Source organism: Streptococcus oralis, from assembly GCF_015561235.1.
Lineage (GTDB): Bacteria > Bacillota > Bacilli > Lactobacillales > Streptococcaceae > Streptococcus > Streptococcus oralis_BK.
Map to the genome: position 1 here is coordinate 578037 of NZ_JADMTC010000001.1, position 15513 is coordinate 593549.

Sequence of the window (15513 nt, forward strand, 5' to 3'; positions counted from 1 at the left end):
AAAGATGAGAAATGTTAGAGTTGCAGCGATCCAGATGCAATGTGCCAAGGATGTGGCAACAAATATCCAAACAGCAGAGCGTTTAGTACGTCAAGCTACAGAACAAGGCGCACAAATCATTCTCTTACCCGAGTTGTTTGAACGTCCCTATTTCTGTCAGGAACGCCAGTATGACTACTACCAGTATGCCCAGTCGGTGACAGAAAATACAGCCATTCAGCATTTTAAAGTAATTGCTAAGGAACTACAGGTTGTTCTACCGATCAGTTTCTATGAAAAAGATGGCAATGTCTTGTATAACTCAATCGCCGTCATTGATGCTGATGGAGAAGTGCTGGGCGTCTATCGGAAGACCCACATACCAGATGATCATTATTATCAAGAAAAATTTTACTTTACGCCTGGTAACACTGGTTTCAAGGTCTGGGATACTCGCTATGCTAAGATTGGGATTGGCATCTGTTGGGATCAATGGTTTCCTGAAACGGCGCGCTGTCTTGCGTTGAATGGGGCAGAATTGCTCTTTTACCCAACAGCTATTGGTTCAGAGCCAATTTTGGATACAGACAGTTGTGGTCACTGGCAACGTACCATGCAAGGGCACGCAGCAGCAAATATTGTCCCAGTTATTGCAGCCAATCGCTATGGCTTGGAAGAAGTCACTCCTAGTGAGGAAAATGGTGGACAGAGTTCCAGTCTTGACTTCTACGGTTCCTCCTTTATGACGGATGAAACAGGAGCTATTCTAGAGAGAGCTGAAAGACAAGGGGAAGCTGTTCTGTTAGCAACTTATGACCTGGATAAGGGAGCAAGTGAACGCCTCAACTGGGGACTATTTCGAGATAGAAGACCAGAAATGTATCAACGGATTACCGACTAGAAGGTAACTTTCATAATAAATTTTTGATATTCACGCCTGTCTTACAAAAATGTAAGATAGGCTTTTTAAATGTAAGATGGGTGTACGATTATACGTGGAAATGTATGCTATACTCTATGTAAATCAAAAAGAAAGAGGTTTATTATGAAAAAATGGAATGCGACGCAGTTGAAGTATCTGATGGCGGCAGTAATGGTTCTGGACCATATCCCTCATATCACCGGGATCGTTTCTCCTCTGTGGGAAGGTATCTTCCACGCCTTGACCCGTTGTGTGGGAGTTTGGTTTGCGTATATGGCTATGGAAGGTTTTATCTATACTCGAAACTTGAAAAACTACCTCATCCGTCTCTGGAGTTGGGCGCTGATCATGTTTGCTGGAAATAGCCTTCTCAATACTCTGTTTACCTCTAAGGGTGTAATGGTTACTAATAATATTTTCTTTACTTTGGCAATTGGTGTCACCATGCTTTGGCTTGGTTTTCCCAGAAAAGAGCTGGATAAAAAAGAGAAGTTGTGGCGTCGGATTGGGGTTGCTGGTCTCTTGATTTTCGGTTGTCTTTTTACCGAGGGTGGTATCACCATGCTACCATTTCTCTTGATTAGTTACTCTTGTCGAAATCGCAAGGGCTTGCGAAATCTCCTTTATGCTTTTCTCTGGGCCTTTCTGTTAGTGACTTCCATCCAAATTTACGACACTTGGCACCAAACACTGGAAATGATGCTTTTCAATTCTGACTGGCTCTTTGTCACCGTCTTTCCTTTTATGGCCTTGTATAATGGACAGCGAGGAAAGGAAACCGTCTGGAGTAAATATTTCTTTTATATTTTCTATCCAGCTCATCTATGGATTATAACCTTGATTGCTTATTTGCTTAAGTAGATTCAATATTCATTAGCTCCTTCTTGCTTAAAATGTGAGAGGAGCTTTTCTGTATCTGGAATTCCTAACAAAACATGTTATAATAGTTTTAGAAAGGACGAGGTTTATGGCGAACATACTTGTAGTTGAAGATAATAATGAAATCCAGGAAATTTTAAGAACCCTTCTTACAGAGGAACACGAGGTGATTCAAGCATTTTCTGGGACAGAAGGTATCATGCAATTTGACAAAGGTGGCATCGATCTCGTCTTGCTAGATATCATGCTACCTGGGAAAAATGGTGACCAAGTCTTGCAAGCTATTCGACAAACGAGTCAGACTCCGGTCATCATGCTCACTGCTTTGGGTGATAAAAAGCTCATCAGCCAATATCTCCTAGATGGTGCCAATGATTATGTAGTAAAACCTTTTGATTTGGACGAAGTCTTTGCCAGAGTCACTGTGCAATTACGCCAAAGTGGTGAACATCAGTCAGAAGATCGAAGAGAAATTGATAACCTCGTACAAAGCTTTAAAAATATCCAGTTTGATGCGGATAGTTTTGAAATAAGTAACGCAACTGAAACCATTCACCTTGCAAAGAAAGAGTGTCAGATTCTCCAAATGTTGCTCCAGCATCCTAAAAAGATCTTCACCAAAGAAGAACTCTATGAATTGATTTGGGAAGAAAGTTACCTGCCTGGAGACAATACGCTCAACACCCATCTAAGCAATCTCCGTAAAAAACTGCATCAACTGGATCCAAATCACGAGTACATCGAAACCATTTGGGGAGTTGGTGTTCGATTAAAAGGAGACAAATAATGAATTACATTTTGATATCAATATTACTCCTTACTAACATTATTTTGGCGATTTCTTTGATTCGCTATCATATAGCAATTAAAGATTTAAGCAGACAAATCGAAGAAAAGATTCGCTCTGGTAGCATGAAGAGGATCGGTGTAAATTTCTTTTCAAAGACCATTTTGCGTCTACATAACCAAATTGAGAATCTATTTCAAGAAGTGGAGCAAAATCAGCTAATCATGAAGCGTGAAAAACACACTCTAGATATGGCAATCAGTAACATCGCTCATGATATTCGGACACCTTTGACAATCGCTTCAGGATATACTCAGCAACTAATAAAACACCCCGATAATAGTTCAGAAACCTTAAATAAAATAGCCCATCATCAGGATTTGGTTTCCAAACGGTTGGAGGCCCTCCTCGAATACCGTCATTTGATGGAAGGAGCAGTCAAACCGAAACTGGAAGAACTTGATTTATCAACTTTTATAACGAAAAAGACTTTAGCTTATTACGACGTTTTTCAATCTTCACAGATTGTTCTTGATTTTAATGTTGAACCAGGATTGAAAACGACGACTGATGAGGATTTGCTTGATCGAATTATACAAAACCTCCTTGGAAATGTTCTCAAGCACGGCAAGGAGAAGGCTCGACTTTCTTTGAAAAAGGAAGACAATAGGCTTGTTTTGGAAATTGATAATCTTGTCAAAAAATCTATCAAGAATATAGACAATCTCAGTAATCGTTTTTATTCTGAAAATATGTCGGATACTGAAGAATCCTCTGGTTTAGGTCTCTATATTACTGAGGAATTGGTTCATCTTCTTGGAGCGGAAATGAAGCTAGCCACTGATGGAGAATGGTTTTCGGTCTTTATCTATCTTTAACAGAAGAAACCTCCTCTATATCCTAGAGGAGGTCCTTTTTTATAGACTTTTCTTTTTGAAAACTGTCAGTCCACTTAGATTAAAAATTACAATAACAGCTAAGCTAACTATAAGTGTGTAGAAAATTGACTCACTATTAGCAGTCATAGCATAGACAAATTGCAGTGATAAATATGGTAAAATTTTGACATTTGGGAAAATGAGCATTGGCATAGAAAGTAAAATAGAGCTGACAAAATAACCAATAAATACCGCAACATAAGAATGACTAACATAGAGAATAAAGGAAACAATGGAAAGCCAAGCAAGGAGGCAAAGAAATTGAAGGAAAATGGTTATCAACAGATTTCCAATAAAGCCATCAGGCATGGTTCCAAATCCATTTAAGATAGTTGCTGGAATAAAAGCAATCACAAGACAGATGATGACTTGAAAAAGTGCAATACAAGTCAATACAAAGGCTTTGGCAAGGAAAAACTCGGTACGAGAAACACCCACTGTTAAATTATTTTTATAGAGTTTACCGATTAAATCAACTCCAAGAACGAGGCAGACTAGGATGATGCAGAGAAAAACGAGGTTTGAAGCCTGACTAGATGCGTTAATAAGTGCTTGCACACCGTTCCAACCTTGGGTTGGAATTTCTGGTTTTTCTGTCTGGATTGCCATCAGATGACCAGTGGCCCCAAAAATAGCCCCCAGTAACATCAGTACAAAGAGAATAAATTCTGTAATCCAAAAACCTTTGGAACGGAAAAGACGGTAAAAATCTGCTTGAATGGTATGTATCATGATTTTTCTCCTATTCTACCAATTGGGTGAAGTATTCTTCTAGGTTTTGACGGGCAAAGTAAATCTCATCAATAGCAACATCGGACAAAGTTAGTTGCTTGAGAATCTGTTTGACATCTTGTTCATTACCAAAGATATGGATTTCATTTTCAGGGTTTACAACCTTAAACTGGAGCTTGATTTGTTCTTTCAATACCTGACAAGCTCTTTCTTTATCGCTTGTTCTAAGCACGATATAATCCTCACTCAGTGTTTCAAACTCAGCTTTACTGATTTCACGGATAATCTTACCTTGATCCAGAATACCAAAGCGATTAGCTAAGAGATAGAGTTCTGACAAGATATGGCTAGAGATGAGGATGGTTATGCCTTTTTCTTGATTGAGCCGCTGGATCATGAGACGAAATTCTTTGATTCCAATTGGGTCGAGACCATTAATAGGTTCATCAAGAATAAGGAAGTCAGGTTTGGATAGGAGGGCAATGGCGATGCCAAGCCTTTGTTTCATTCCTAGTGAGAAATCACGAAAGACTTTTTTCCCTGTATCTGACAAGCCAACATAGTCCAAAGTCTCATGAATCACCTTATCAGCATTTGGGATATGACGAATCATACAATAATATTTCAGATTTTGATAGGCTGTTAAGTGATTATGGGCTACAGGTGATTCGATAACAGAACCCACTCGAGATAAAGCTTTGGTCCACTCATTTTGTTCTTTGCTAGAAAAGAGGGAAACTGTACCTTTGTCCGCAAACAATAATTGTGTAATGATTTTAATAAGAGTAGTTTTACCAGCTCCGTTTTTTCCGATTAGTCCATAAATATCTCCCTCTTTTATGGTTAGACTAAGATCTTGAAGAATAGCTTGTTGGCCAAATTGTTTGGTCAGTCCATGAATTTCGAGTACTGTTTTCATGATTTTCTCCTTTTAATTTATTTTTCTAACTTTAGTATAAGCTATAGAAATCAAAGAAAGCTCAAGTGTTTCTAAAGAGTTTCTAAAGTTTTGTGATTCTAAAAAAACCAAACCCAGTTGATATGAACTGGGCTTCTCAATTATAAAATATACTTCTCAATCGCACGCGCAACGCCGTCTTCTTCGTTGCTGGCTGTAACGTCATTAGCAAGGGATTTGACATGGTCACTGGCATTTCCCATTGCAATGCCCAGTCCTGCAAACTGAAGCATTTCGATATCGTTATTGGCATCGCCCATGGCCATAATCTCTGAGGGCTCGATCTTCAAAATCTCTGCTAGTCGAGAAAGAGCAGTAGCCTTTGTCGTTCCAAGTGGCATGGCTTCATAAATGACAGGCTGCGAACGAACACCGCTAAATCGTTGACAGAGTTCCTCAGCAAACCGCTGCTCAAAATCGTCTGTTTGCTCTTTTGTTCCTAAAAACATGCCTTGGAACATCCGATACTTGCCACTAGTCGCGTCCTCAAGGGAGATTTCAGTCAGGTCTGAAAAGACGAGCTTGGCATCATTTTGAACAATTTCATTAGGCTTACCACCGAGGACAAAATAATGTTTCTCATCAAAAAGAGTTAACTGGACGTCGCTTTTTTCTGCTAGGTCATAGAGGTATTCGATGTCAGCTGGACTGAGTTCTTGCCAGTCCACTAGACTCCAGTCACTGGTCTGGTGGGTTGAACAACCGTTATTGACTATGACGTACTCGTTCTGGAGGTCAAGTCCTAGTTTTTTATAGTAGGGGAGGACACCGAAAAGCGGGCGACCTGTACAGAGAACCAATTTGACACCTTTTTCAATGGCTTGGTGAATGGCAGTAATGTGGGCTTGAGGGATTTCCTTGGCTTCGTTAAGGAGGGTTCCGTCCATATCCAAGGCTAGTAGTTTAATCATAAGACTTCCTTTTCTATGTGTTTTGCTTTTATTATAGCATATAGACTATGAAATGTCTGACAGAATAGTAACATTTGACTTTCCTTTTCTTGAAAAAGAAAATAAATTCTTATATAATATGTATACTTAATATTTAAGGAGAAAAAATGTCAAAGTATCACTTTAATTCAATTTACAAAAATGATGAAACAGAGTCTACAGGTCTTCTGTTCATCAAAGTCTACAACAAATGGGAAAGCAACTTAAAAAGAGTTTTGAAATCGGTTGGTCTTACTCTGCCTCAATTTATCGTTTTGACTTCGCTCTTGTTTCTGACTAATAGAGAGAAATATGTGACACAAGTTGATATTGCTCGGTTCACTGGTATGGATGTCATGACGGTTTCTCAGATTGTCCGGTTACTGGAGAAGAAAAACTACATTAAACGTGATCAACATCCAAAGGATAGTCGGGCAAAACTGGTCTCAGTAACGAAGTCTGGCGCGGAGAAGGTCAATCAAGCTTTACCTTTAGTAGAAGGTGTTGATGAAGAATTTTTTGAAAAACTATCTAACGATAGAGAAGTTTTTAATCGCTTTTTAGTAGAGTTGGAGGATAAAAATGCCTAGATATTGGGTAGGAGTTGTTTCGAAGAACCATGTTTTAAGAGGAGTTGAAGGGAATTTTTGCCAGGTCTGTCATGGAAAGGGTGGCCCCTTAAATCGTATGAAAAAAGGTGACTATCTTTTATACTATAGCCCAAAATACGATATGAATGGTCAAGATAAGTTACAGGCTTTTGTGGCCGTAGGTAAAATTATAGACGACAAGGCCTATCAAGTAGAGCAATTTGAAGGATTCTTTCCCTTTAGACGAAATGTCGAGTATTATCAGCCAGTCAAAGATTGCTCCATAGAAATAGCCAGACAACATCCTGAATGGAAAGACTATACTTCTCGACTTCGTTATGGGCATTTTGAAGTTTCCAAAGACTTTTTTCTCTATATCTTTCAGCATATGAAAGTGGATGATGAAGGATGATTGATTTGCTAATTAAATGATTGTCAACTAGAATTTTGGATTTGGACTGTGAAGCGAACTTTGCTATAATAGAGTAAGAAACTTTGATAAAGCAAACGAGGCTGAGATGAAATTACTGTATACTGATATTCGGACTTCTTTGACTGAAATTCTAACCAGAGAGGCAGAAGAACTGGTTGCTGCTGGTAAGCGGGTTTTCTACATTGCTCCCAACTCTCTTTCTTTTGAAAAGGAACGCGCCGTGCTGGAATGCTTGTCCCAGCAGGCTTCTTTTGCGATTACCGTCACGCGCTTTGCTCAAATGGCTCGTTACCTGGTTTTAAATGACTTACCTACAAAGACCAGTCTTGATGACATCGGCCTTGGGATGGCCTTTTATAAGTGCCTTGCGGAACTCGATCCCAAGGACTTGCGTGTTTATGGTGCTATTAAACAAGATCCTCAATTTATCCAGCAGTTGATTGAACTTTATCATGAGATGACGACTGCTCAGATGAACTTTTTAGACTTGGAAAGTTTGACTGATGAGAATAAACGAGCAGATTTACTCTTGATTTTTGAGCAAGTGACTGCCTATCTCAATCAAGGTCAGTTGGCTCAGGGAAGTCAGTTATCCCATTTGATTGAGGCTATTGAGAATGATAAGGTAAGTAGTGATTTCAGTCAGATTGCATTGGTCATTGACGGATTTACCCGTTTTTCCGCCGAGGAAGAGCGTGTAGTGGATCTGCTTCATCGAAAAGGTGTCGAGATTGTCATTGGTGCTTATGCAAGCAAGAAAGCCTATATCAGTCCGTTCGCTGAAGGCAATCTCTACCAAGCCAGTGTAGAATTTCTCCATCATTTAGCTGCTAAATACCAAACGCCTACTCAAGACCGTTCTCAGACTCATGAGAAAATAGATAGTTTTGACAAGGCCTCTCGTTTACTGGAGTCTTCTTATGACTTTTCAGAACTCACTTTGGAAGTCGATGACAAGGACCGTGAGAATCTGCAAATCTGGTCTTGCTTGACGCAAAAGGAAGAGTTGGAGTTAGTGGCGCGTAGCATCCGTCAGAAATTACATGACAATCCAGACTTGAGTTACAAGCATTTTCGTATTCTGTTAGGAGATGTGGCTTCTTATCAGTTGTCCTTAAAGACTATTTTTGACCAGTACCAGATTCCATTTTATCTTGGTAGAAGTGAATCTATGGCTCACCACCCTTTGACTCAGTATGTCGAATCTATTTTACGTTTGAAACGCTACCGTTTCCGTCAGGAGGATTTGATTAATCTCCTCAGAACTGGTCTGTATACTGACCTTAGTCAGGCTGATATTGATGCTTTTGAACAATATCTCCGCTATCTTGGCATCAATGGCTTGCCAGCTTTTCAGCAGACCTTTACCAAATCCCACCATGGAAAATTTGATTTGGAACGCTTGAATGCCCTTCGTTTGCGAGTTTTGGCTCCTCTTGAAACCTTATTTGCCAGTCGGAAACAGAAGGCTGAAAATCTTTTGCAAAAGTGGAGTGCTTTTCTAAAAAATGCTACTTTAAGCAAGCAGATGCAAGAATTGACAGCTACTATGGAAACTCTAGAACAGGAAAGACAAGCCGAAGTTTGGAAAGCCTTCTGCCATGTTTTAGAACAATTTGCGACCGTTTTCGCTGGTACACAGGTTAGTCTAGAGGATTTCCTAGCCTTGCTCCATTCTGGGATGAGTTTGTCCCAGTATCGCACCATTCCAGCAACTGTGGACACCGTTCTGGTGCAGAGTTACGATCTGATTGCACCTCTGACTGCTGACTTTGTCTACGCCATTGGGCTGACTCAGGATCATTTACCAAAAATTGCGCAAAACACCAGTCTGTTAACAGACGAAGAAAGACAAAGCCTAAACCAAGCGACTGAAGAGGGAGCGCAATTACTGATTGCAAGTAGTGAAAATCTCAAGAAAAATCGCTATACTATGCTTTCCTTAGTTAATGCTGCCCGCAAGCAGTTGGTGTTATCAGCTCCAAGTCTTCTCAATGAAAATGAGAGTAAGGAATCGGCCTATCTTCAGGAACTGGTGAGTCTTGGATTTAGCCGGATAGAGAAGAAGATTCATCAAAAAGGTCTGTCTAAGGATGATATGGGTTCTTATCACAGTCTTTTATCTAGTCTGGTTGCCTATCATCAGCAGGCGGGTTCAAGTGAAAATGAAAAAGATGTCACCTTTGTCAAGGTTTTGGCTCGTGTCATGGGGAAAAAACTAGATCAAAAAGGTCTTACAAATCCAGCACTCCCAACTAGTCCAAGTAGCAAGCCATTAGAGAAAGAGACCTTGCAGGCACTTTATCCAGCTGACAAGGAGTTTTACCTGTCTACCTCTGGTTTGACGGAGTTTTACCGCAATGAATACAGTTATTTCCTCCGTTATGTCTTAGGTTTGCAGGAAGAATTGCGCCTTCGTCCTGATGCTCGCAGTCATGGGAATTTTTTGCACCGTATTTTTGAACGTGCCTTGAAACTACCTGATGAAAATCCATTTGACCAACGCTTGGAACAAGCTATTCAAGAAACCAGCCAAGAACGCGAATTTGAGGCTATTTATCAGGAAAGTTTGGAAGCCCAGTTTACCAAGGAAGTTCTGCTTGATGTGGCTCGGACAACTGGTCACATCCTTCGTCATAATCCAGCCATTGAAACCATCCAAGAGGAGGCAACATTTGGTGGCAAGGATCAAGCCTTTATTCAATTGGATAATGGTCGCAGTGTCCATGTGCGAGGCAAGGTTGACCGCATTGACCGCCTGAAAGCTGATGGAGCGTTAGGAGTGGTAGACTACAAGTCTAGTTTAACTCAGTTCCAGTTTCCGAATTTCTTTAATGGCCTTAATTCCCAATTGCCAACCTATCTTGCTGCCCTAAAAAGAGAAGGGGAGCAGAACTTTTTCGGCGCTATGTACTTGGAAATGGCTGAGCCTGTCCAATCTTTATTAGCTGTTAAAAGTCTGGCAGGAGCAGTAGTAGAAGCCAGCAAATCAATGAAATACCAAGGACTCTTTTTAGAGAAAGAAAGCAGTCACTTGGGCGAATTTTACAACAAAAACAAGGCCAATCAGTTGACAGACGAGGAATTCCAGCTCTTATTGGACTACAATGCCCATCTTTACAAGAAGGCTGCTGAAAAGATTTTACAAGGCCAGTTTGCCATTAATCCATACACAGAGAACGGCAGAAGTATTGCCCCGTACGTTCAGCAACACCAAGCCATCACTGGATTTGAAGCTAATTACCACTTGGGACAAGCCCGTTTCCTAGAAAAGTTGGACTTAGCTGACGGCAAGCGTCTGGTCGGAGAAAAACTCAAGCAAGCTTGGTTTGAAAAAATAAGAGAGGAGTTGAATCGATGAAGCCCATTTCCTTTTTAACTGAGGAAGAGATTCAAAAATTGCAAGAAGCAGAAGCGAATTCGAGCAAGGAACTGAAGAAAACCGCCGAGCAAATCGAATCCATTTATACTGCAGGTCATAATATCCTAGTTTCAGCGTCTGCTGGTTCGGGGAAAACCTTTGTCATGGCAGAGCGCATTCTGGACCAATTAGCCCGTGGTGTAGAAATCAGTCAACTCTTTATCTCGACCTTTACCGTCAAGGCTGCTAGCGAACTTAAGGAACGTTTGGAGAAGAAAATCAGCCAACAAATCCAAGAAACCGATGATGTCGATCTCAAACAACACTTGGGACGCCAGTTGGCAGATCTGCCAAACGCGGCCATCGGAACCATGGACTCCTTCACACAAAAGTTTCTCGGCAAACATGGCTATCTGATTGATATCGCTCCGAATTTTCGTATTCTACAAAATGAAAGCGAACAGTTACTCTTAAAAAACGAAGTTTTTCATCAAGTTTTTGAAGACCATTACCAAGGTGAGAATAAAGAGAAATTTAGTCGCTTGGTGAAGAACTTTGCTGGACGAGGCAAGGATGAACGAGGTCTGCGCCAACAAGTCTACAAAATCTATGATTTCCTCCAATCCACCAGCAGTCCACAAAAATGGTTGAGCAACTCTTTCCTCAAAGGATTTGAAGAAGCTGACTTTGCAAATGAAAAAGAGAAACTAACTGAGCAAATCAAGCAGGCGCTTTGGGACTTGGAAAGTTTCTTCCGTTATCATCTGGATAATGATGCCAAGGAGTTCCCAAAAGCTGCCTATTTAGAAGCTGTTCAACAGGTTCTGGATGAAATTGGCTCCTTAAATCAAGAGTCCGATAGTCAGGCTTATCAAGCAGTGCTTGCGCGTGTTGTTGCCATCTCTAAGGAGAAAAATGGTCGAGCTCTGGCTAACTCCAGTCGTAAGGCCGATTTAAAGCCACTTGTTGATGCCTACAACGAAGAGAGAAAGACCCAGTTTGCTAAACTAGGACAACTGGCGGACCAGATAACGATTCTCGACTACCAAGAACATTATCATGAAGATACTTGGGAGCTAGCTAAAACCTTCCAAACCTTTATGAGTGATTTTGTAGAGACTTATCGTGAACGTAAACGCCAGGAAAATGCCTTTGAATTCGCTGATATTAGTCATTACACCATTGAGATTTTAGAGAATTTCCCACAAGTCCGCGAGGCTTATCAGGAACGATTCCACGAAGTCATGGTCGATGAGTATCAGGATACCAACCACATTCAAGAACGGATGCTGGAATTGCTGTCTAATGGTCACAATCGCTTTATGGTGGGAGATATCAAGCAGTCTATCTACCGTTTCCGTCAGGCAGATCCCCAAATTTTCAATGAAAAATTTCAACGCTATGCGCAAAATCCTAAAGAGGGTAAGTTGATACTCCTCAAGGAAAATTTCCGTAGCAGTTCAGAAGTGCTATCAGCAACCAATGATGTTTTTGGACGCCTTATGGACCAAGAGGTTGGTGAAATCAACTACGATAGCATGCACCAGCTTGTTTTTGCTAATACCAAACTAACTCCCAATCCTGACAACAAGGCAGAATTTCTCCTCTACGACAAGGACGATAGTGGGCAAGAGGGAGAAGAAAGTGATGCAGACACGAAACTAACAGGTGAAATGCGCTTAGTCATCAAGGAAATCTTGAAACTTCATCAAGAGAATTGTGTAGCCTTTAAGGAAATTGCTCTTTTGACTTCCAGTCGCAGTCGTAATGACCAGATACTCCTCGCTCTGTCAGAGTATGGAATTCCTGTCAAAACCGACGGTGAGCAGAACAATTACCTCCAATCCCTAGAAGTGCAAGTCATGCTAGACACTCTTCGTGTCATCCACAATCCTCTGCAAGACTATGCCTTGGTTGCCCTTATGAAGTCTCCAATGTTTAGCTTCGATGAAGACGAGTTAGCACGTTTGTCCCTTCAGAAAGCAGCTGATAAAGTCCAAGAGAATCTTTATGAGAAACTGCTTCATGCTCAAAAACAAGCAACTGAGCAGAAAGAGTTAATTCACAAAGCTTTAGAGGAGAAACTAAATCAATTCATGGATATTTTGGATTCTTGGCGCTTGTATGCCAAAACCCACTCCCTTTATGACTTGATTTGGAAGATATATAACGATCGTTTTTACTATGATTATGTCGGAGCTTTGCCTAACGGTCCTGCTAGACAAGCTAACCTCTATGCTTTAGCTTTGAGAGCAGACCAGTTTGAAAAGAGTAATTTCAAGGGCTTGTCTCGTTTTATTCGTATGATTGACCAAGTTTTAGAAGCCCAGCACGATCTTGCAAGCGTGGCCGTCGCACCGCCAAAAGATGCAGTAGAGCTCATGACTATCCACAAGAGTAAAGGGCTGGAGTTTCCTTACGTCTTTATCCTCAACATGGATCAGGACTTCAATAAGCAAGACTCAATGTCTGATGTTATTCTCAGTCGTCAGAATGGGCTTGGTGTCAAATACATTGCCAAGGTGGAAACAGGAGCAGTAGAAGCTCACTATCCTAAAACTATTAAACTCTCCATTCCTAGCCTTACTTATAGGCAGAATGAAGAAGAACTGCAACTGGCTAGCTTTTCAGAGCAGATGCGTCTCCTGTATGTTGCCATGACACGGGCTGAGAAAAAGCTCTATCTTGTCGGTAAGGGCTCTCGTGAAAAGCTGGGAGCCAAGGAATATCCAGAATCTGAAAACGGAAAACTAGATAAAAATACCAGACTTCAAGCCAAGAATTTTCAAGATTGGATCTGGGCTATCACTAAAGTATTTTCCAAAGATCATCTCAACTTTAGCTATCGCTTTGTTGGTGAAGACCAGCTGACCAGAGAAGCTATTGGAGAGTTGGAAAACAAGAGTCCTCTACAAGATAGTTCTCAAGCAAGCAACCGTCAGTCAGAGACCATCAAAGAAGCCCTTGAAATGCTAAAAGAAGTAGAAGTCTATAACACTCTTCACCGTGCGGCTATTGAACTTCCTAGTGTCCAAACTCCAAGCCAAATCAAGAAATTCTATGAACCGGTTATGGATATGGAAGGGGTAGAAATTACTAACCAAACTCAATCAACTGAGAAGCAAATCAGCTTTGATTTACCAGATTTTTCAACTAAAGAAAAGGTAACTGGAGCTGAGGTTGGTAGTGCCACTCATGAACTCATGCAGAGAATTGACCTTAGTCAGCAACCAACGCTTGCTAGCCTGACAGAAACTCTCAAACAAGTTCAGACTAGTCCAACTGTTAGAAACAAGATCAATCTTTCTAAAATCCTTGCTTTCTTTGACACAGCACTTGGTCAGGAAATTCTCGCTAATACCAGCCATCTTTACCGCGAGCAACCTTTCTCCATGCTTAAACGAGACCAAAAGAGTCAGGAAGACTTCGTTGTTCGTGGGATCTTGGATGGCTATCTGCTTTATGGGGATCGTATCGTTCTTTTCGACTATAAGACAGACCGTTACGATGAACCAAGTCAACTCATAGACCGCTATCGCGGTCAGTTAGTCCTATATGGAGAGGCTTTATCTCGAGCCTATTCGATTGAAAATATTGAAAAATACTTGATCTTGCTTGGAAAAGATGAGGTTCAAGTTGTAAAAGTATAATTCATACTCTTCGAAAATAAAATTCAAACCACGTCAGCTTCACCTTGGATTATATATGTGATTGACTTCGTCAGTCTTATCTACAACCTCAAAGCAGTGCTTTGAGCAACCTGCGGCTAGCTTCCTAGTTTGCACTTTGATTTTCATTGAGTATTAGAAAGGAGACCTCATGACACTTCCAGTTAGAAAATCCCTGTACAATACCGTGTTACAGGCTTCGCAAGCAAATACTTGGGATCAAGCTACCAAGGAATGGAATGAAGTTTCCTTGATTTTTAATGGTATTGGGCGCAGTAACTGTATCTGCGGAAATGCCATTAAGTACGCTTACGAACTCTTTAACAATGTCACAGGTCAACGTCTCTTTCCTATCGGAAGTGACTGTGTTCGCCATTTTCATCGATTAAGCCTTGACCAACAACTGGAAGAGGAAGAGAAACTTCTCAGAAAGCTTGAAAATCTGACTAGAAAAGTCAAGAAAAAGGAAAAAATCAAGGTCAATAAAAGCGATTTTGACGAAAAACTTCTAAAATGGTTTTGGGAAAAAGGTGTTTTCAAAGCCAATCGTGGCAATCAATTTGCACCTGAGAAAGATTACCAGCTTTTCCTAGAAGTCTTTCAAGGAGGAAGTTGGACCAAGGCAGAGCCAAAAAAGAAGGCTCGTCTGGAAGAAGTCCTTGAAAAGTGTATCAGACCTTTTTTACTTGGTAAGTCTGATGACCACCTATACCTTATCAAGCTAGGTAAGGAGAAAATAGACTACGAGCAGCATTTACGGATTCAGGCAGAGAAAGAACGTAAGAAAAGAGACAAAATCGCCAAGCAATACGCTGACAATCTCATTCTAGCCATGGGACCCGCTGAACGCGCCTATCAAGATTACTTTGGCTTTACAGAAACTCTCACACCAGAAGAACGAAAATGGGAAAAAATTCTTTTTGGTAAAAATAGAGAAGAGCGGGCCATCAAGGCAAAGCAAAACCAAAAAGAGCTGGAAAAAGCCCAACGCATTGCCAGTCAGGATCCAATTGAAAGAAAGCAGAAGCAGACCTGGCTTCTCAATTCTTATTTTCGTGCGCTTCCTGAAGAAAAATCTAGATTTGCTAGGCTCTTATTAGAATATCGAAAAAGTGGAGAAGTACCCTTTTCAGATGATTACTTATCTGAGTATCTCATCGACTTTTTCTACAAGATGAAAGCCTTTGAGTTTGAAATTGCACCAGAACAAGTCCGCGATTTTCTAAAAGAATGCCTTCAGGTAGAACATCTATCATCTGCACAAGAAAGCTGGATTAGAGGAATTCTCTTTAATTGCCTTCACCCGTTCTTAAATAGGTTACTCATATAGAAAAAAT

12 protein-coding genes are annotated in these 15513 nt (G+C 40.7%); 9 read left to right on the top strand and 3 right to left on the bottom strand.

Translation table 11 applies throughout. The features are described 5' to 3' along the window. Window positions 1-4: 4 nt before the first annotated feature. The 4 genes from aguB to I2H52_RS03035 all read left to right on the top strand — a co-directional run bounded on the left by aguB (window position 5) and on the right by I2H52_RS03035 (window position 3445). Window positions 5-880, top strand: a complete 876-nt coding sequence (gene aguB, locus I2H52_RS03020; protein ID WP_044020792.1) for an N-carbamoylputrescine amidase — start codon at window positions 5-7, stop codon at window positions 878-880. A gap of 144 nt (window positions 881-1024) precedes the next feature. Beyond that, on the top strand, window positions 1025-1762 hold the full coding sequence (locus tag I2H52_RS03025) for a TraX family protein (RefSeq protein ID WP_084945199.1): 738 nt from the start codon (window positions 1025-1027) through the stop codon (window positions 1760-1762). Between the two features lie 106 nt (window positions 1763-1868). After that, a complete protein-coding gene (locus I2H52_RS03030; protein ID WP_195594147.1) occupies window positions 1869-2567 on the top strand; it encodes a response regulator transcription factor in 699 nt (232 codons plus the stop codon). Then, entirely contained in the window at window positions 2567-3445 is an 879-nt protein-coding gene (locus I2H52_RS03035) for a sensor histidine kinase (RefSeq protein WP_195594149.1), read from the top strand. Before I2H52_RS03030 ends, I2H52_RS03035 begins: the two co-directional genes overlap by 1 nt. A 39-nt stretch (window positions 3446-3484) precedes the next feature. Here the strand turns inward: I2H52_RS03035 and I2H52_RS03040 are convergent, their stop codons facing one another. The 3 genes from I2H52_RS03040 to I2H52_RS03050 form a co-directional block, all read right to left on the bottom strand. Then, window positions 3485-4237 carry an ABC transporter permease gene (locus tag I2H52_RS03040; RefSeq protein WP_125398023.1) on the bottom strand — a complete coding sequence of 251 codons (753 nt, stop codon included), beginning with the start codon at window positions 4235-4237 and terminating at the stop codon, window positions 3485-3487. 10 nt (window positions 4238-4247) lie between these two features. Then, a complete protein-coding gene (locus I2H52_RS03045) occupies window positions 4248-5156 on the bottom strand; it encodes an ATP-binding cassette domain-containing protein (protein WP_195594151.1) in 909 nt (302 codons plus the stop codon). Between the two features lie 140 nt (window positions 5157-5296). Then, window positions 5297-6106: a Cof-type HAD-IIB family hydrolase gene (locus I2H52_RS03050; protein ID WP_195594153.1), complete on the bottom strand. Its 810-nt coding sequence runs from the start codon at window positions 6104-6106 to the stop codon at window positions 5297-5299. A gap of 146 nt (window positions 6107-6252) precedes the next feature. On the opposite strand from I2H52_RS03050, the gene I2H52_RS03055 reads away from it, so the two are divergent. The 5 genes from I2H52_RS03055 (at window position 6253) to I2H52_RS03075 (ending at window position 15506) form a co-directional block, all read left to right on the top strand. Continuing rightward, window positions 6253-6714, top strand: coding sequence for a MarR family winged helix-turn-helix transcriptional regulator (locus tag I2H52_RS03055; RefSeq protein ID WP_195594155.1), 462 nt, complete (start codon window positions 6253-6255; stop codon window positions 6712-6714). Continuing rightward, on the top strand, window positions 6707-7126 hold the full coding sequence (locus I2H52_RS03060) for an EVE domain-containing protein (protein ID WP_001138492.1): 420 nt from the start codon (window positions 6707-6709) through the stop codon (window positions 7124-7126). The genes I2H52_RS03055 and I2H52_RS03060 overlap by 8 nt, the downstream gene beginning before the upstream one ends. 106 nt (window positions 7127-7232) lie before the next feature. Further along, window positions 7233-10508 (top strand): ATP-dependent nuclease subunit B, encoded by a 3276-nt coding sequence (rexB, locus tag I2H52_RS03065; protein ID WP_195594157.1) that lies wholly within the window; start codon window positions 7233-7235, stop codon window positions 10506-10508. Continuing rightward, window positions 10505-14158, top strand: a complete 3654-nt coding sequence (gene addA, locus I2H52_RS03070) for a helicase-exonuclease AddAB subunit AddA (protein WP_195594160.1) — start codon at window positions 10505-10507, stop codon at window positions 14156-14158. The genes rexB and addA overlap by 4 nt, the downstream gene beginning before the upstream one ends. 169 nt (window positions 14159-14327) lie before the next feature. Next, a complete protein-coding gene (locus I2H52_RS03075) occupies window positions 14328-15506 on the top strand; it encodes a hypothetical protein (RefSeq protein WP_045617134.1) in 1179 nt (392 codons plus the stop codon). Window positions 15507-15513 lie beyond the last annotated feature (7 nt).

Excerpts from the sequence above, each read along its gene's own strand:
- aguB (WP_044020792.1), top strand. The coding sequence starts at position 5 with ATGAGAAATGTTAGAGTTGCAGCGATCCAGATGCAATGTGCCAAGGAT.
- I2H52_RS03025 (WP_084945199.1), top strand. The coding sequence starts at position 1,025 with ATGAAAAAATGGAATGCGACGCAGTTGAAGTATCTGATGGCGGCAGTA.
- I2H52_RS03030 (WP_195594147.1), top strand. The coding sequence starts at position 1,869 with ATGGCGAACATACTTGTAGTTGAAGATAATAATGAAATCCAGGAAATT.
- I2H52_RS03035 (WP_195594149.1), top strand. The coding sequence starts at position 2,567 with ATGAATTACATTTTGATATCAATATTACTCCTTACTAACATTATTTTG.
- I2H52_RS03040 (WP_125398023.1), bottom strand. The coding sequence starts at position 4,237 with ATGATACATACCATTCAAGCAGATTTTTACCGTCTTTTCCGTTCCAAA.
- I2H52_RS03045 (WP_195594151.1), bottom strand. The coding sequence starts at position 5,156 with ATGAAAACAGTACTCGAAATTCATGGACTGACCAAACAATTTGGCCAA.
- I2H52_RS03050 (WP_195594153.1), bottom strand. The coding sequence starts at position 6,106 with ATGATTAAACTACTAGCCTTGGATATGGACGGAACCCTCCTTAACGAA.
- I2H52_RS03055 (WP_195594155.1), top strand. The coding sequence starts at position 6,253 with ATGTCAAAGTATCACTTTAATTCAATTTACAAAAATGATGAAACAGAG.
- I2H52_RS03060 (WP_001138492.1), top strand. The coding sequence starts at position 6,707 with ATGCCTAGATATTGGGTAGGAGTTGTTTCGAAGAACCATGTTTTAAGA.
- rexB (WP_195594157.1), top strand. The coding sequence starts at position 7,233 with ATGAAATTACTGTATACTGATATTCGGACTTCTTTGACTGAAATTCTA.
- addA (WP_195594160.1), top strand. The coding sequence starts at position 10,505 with ATGAAGCCCATTTCCTTTTTAACTGAGGAAGAGATTCAAAAATTGCAA.
- I2H52_RS03075 (WP_045617134.1), top strand. The coding sequence starts at position 14,328 with ATGACACTTCCAGTTAGAAAATCCCTGTACAATACCGTGTTACAGGCT.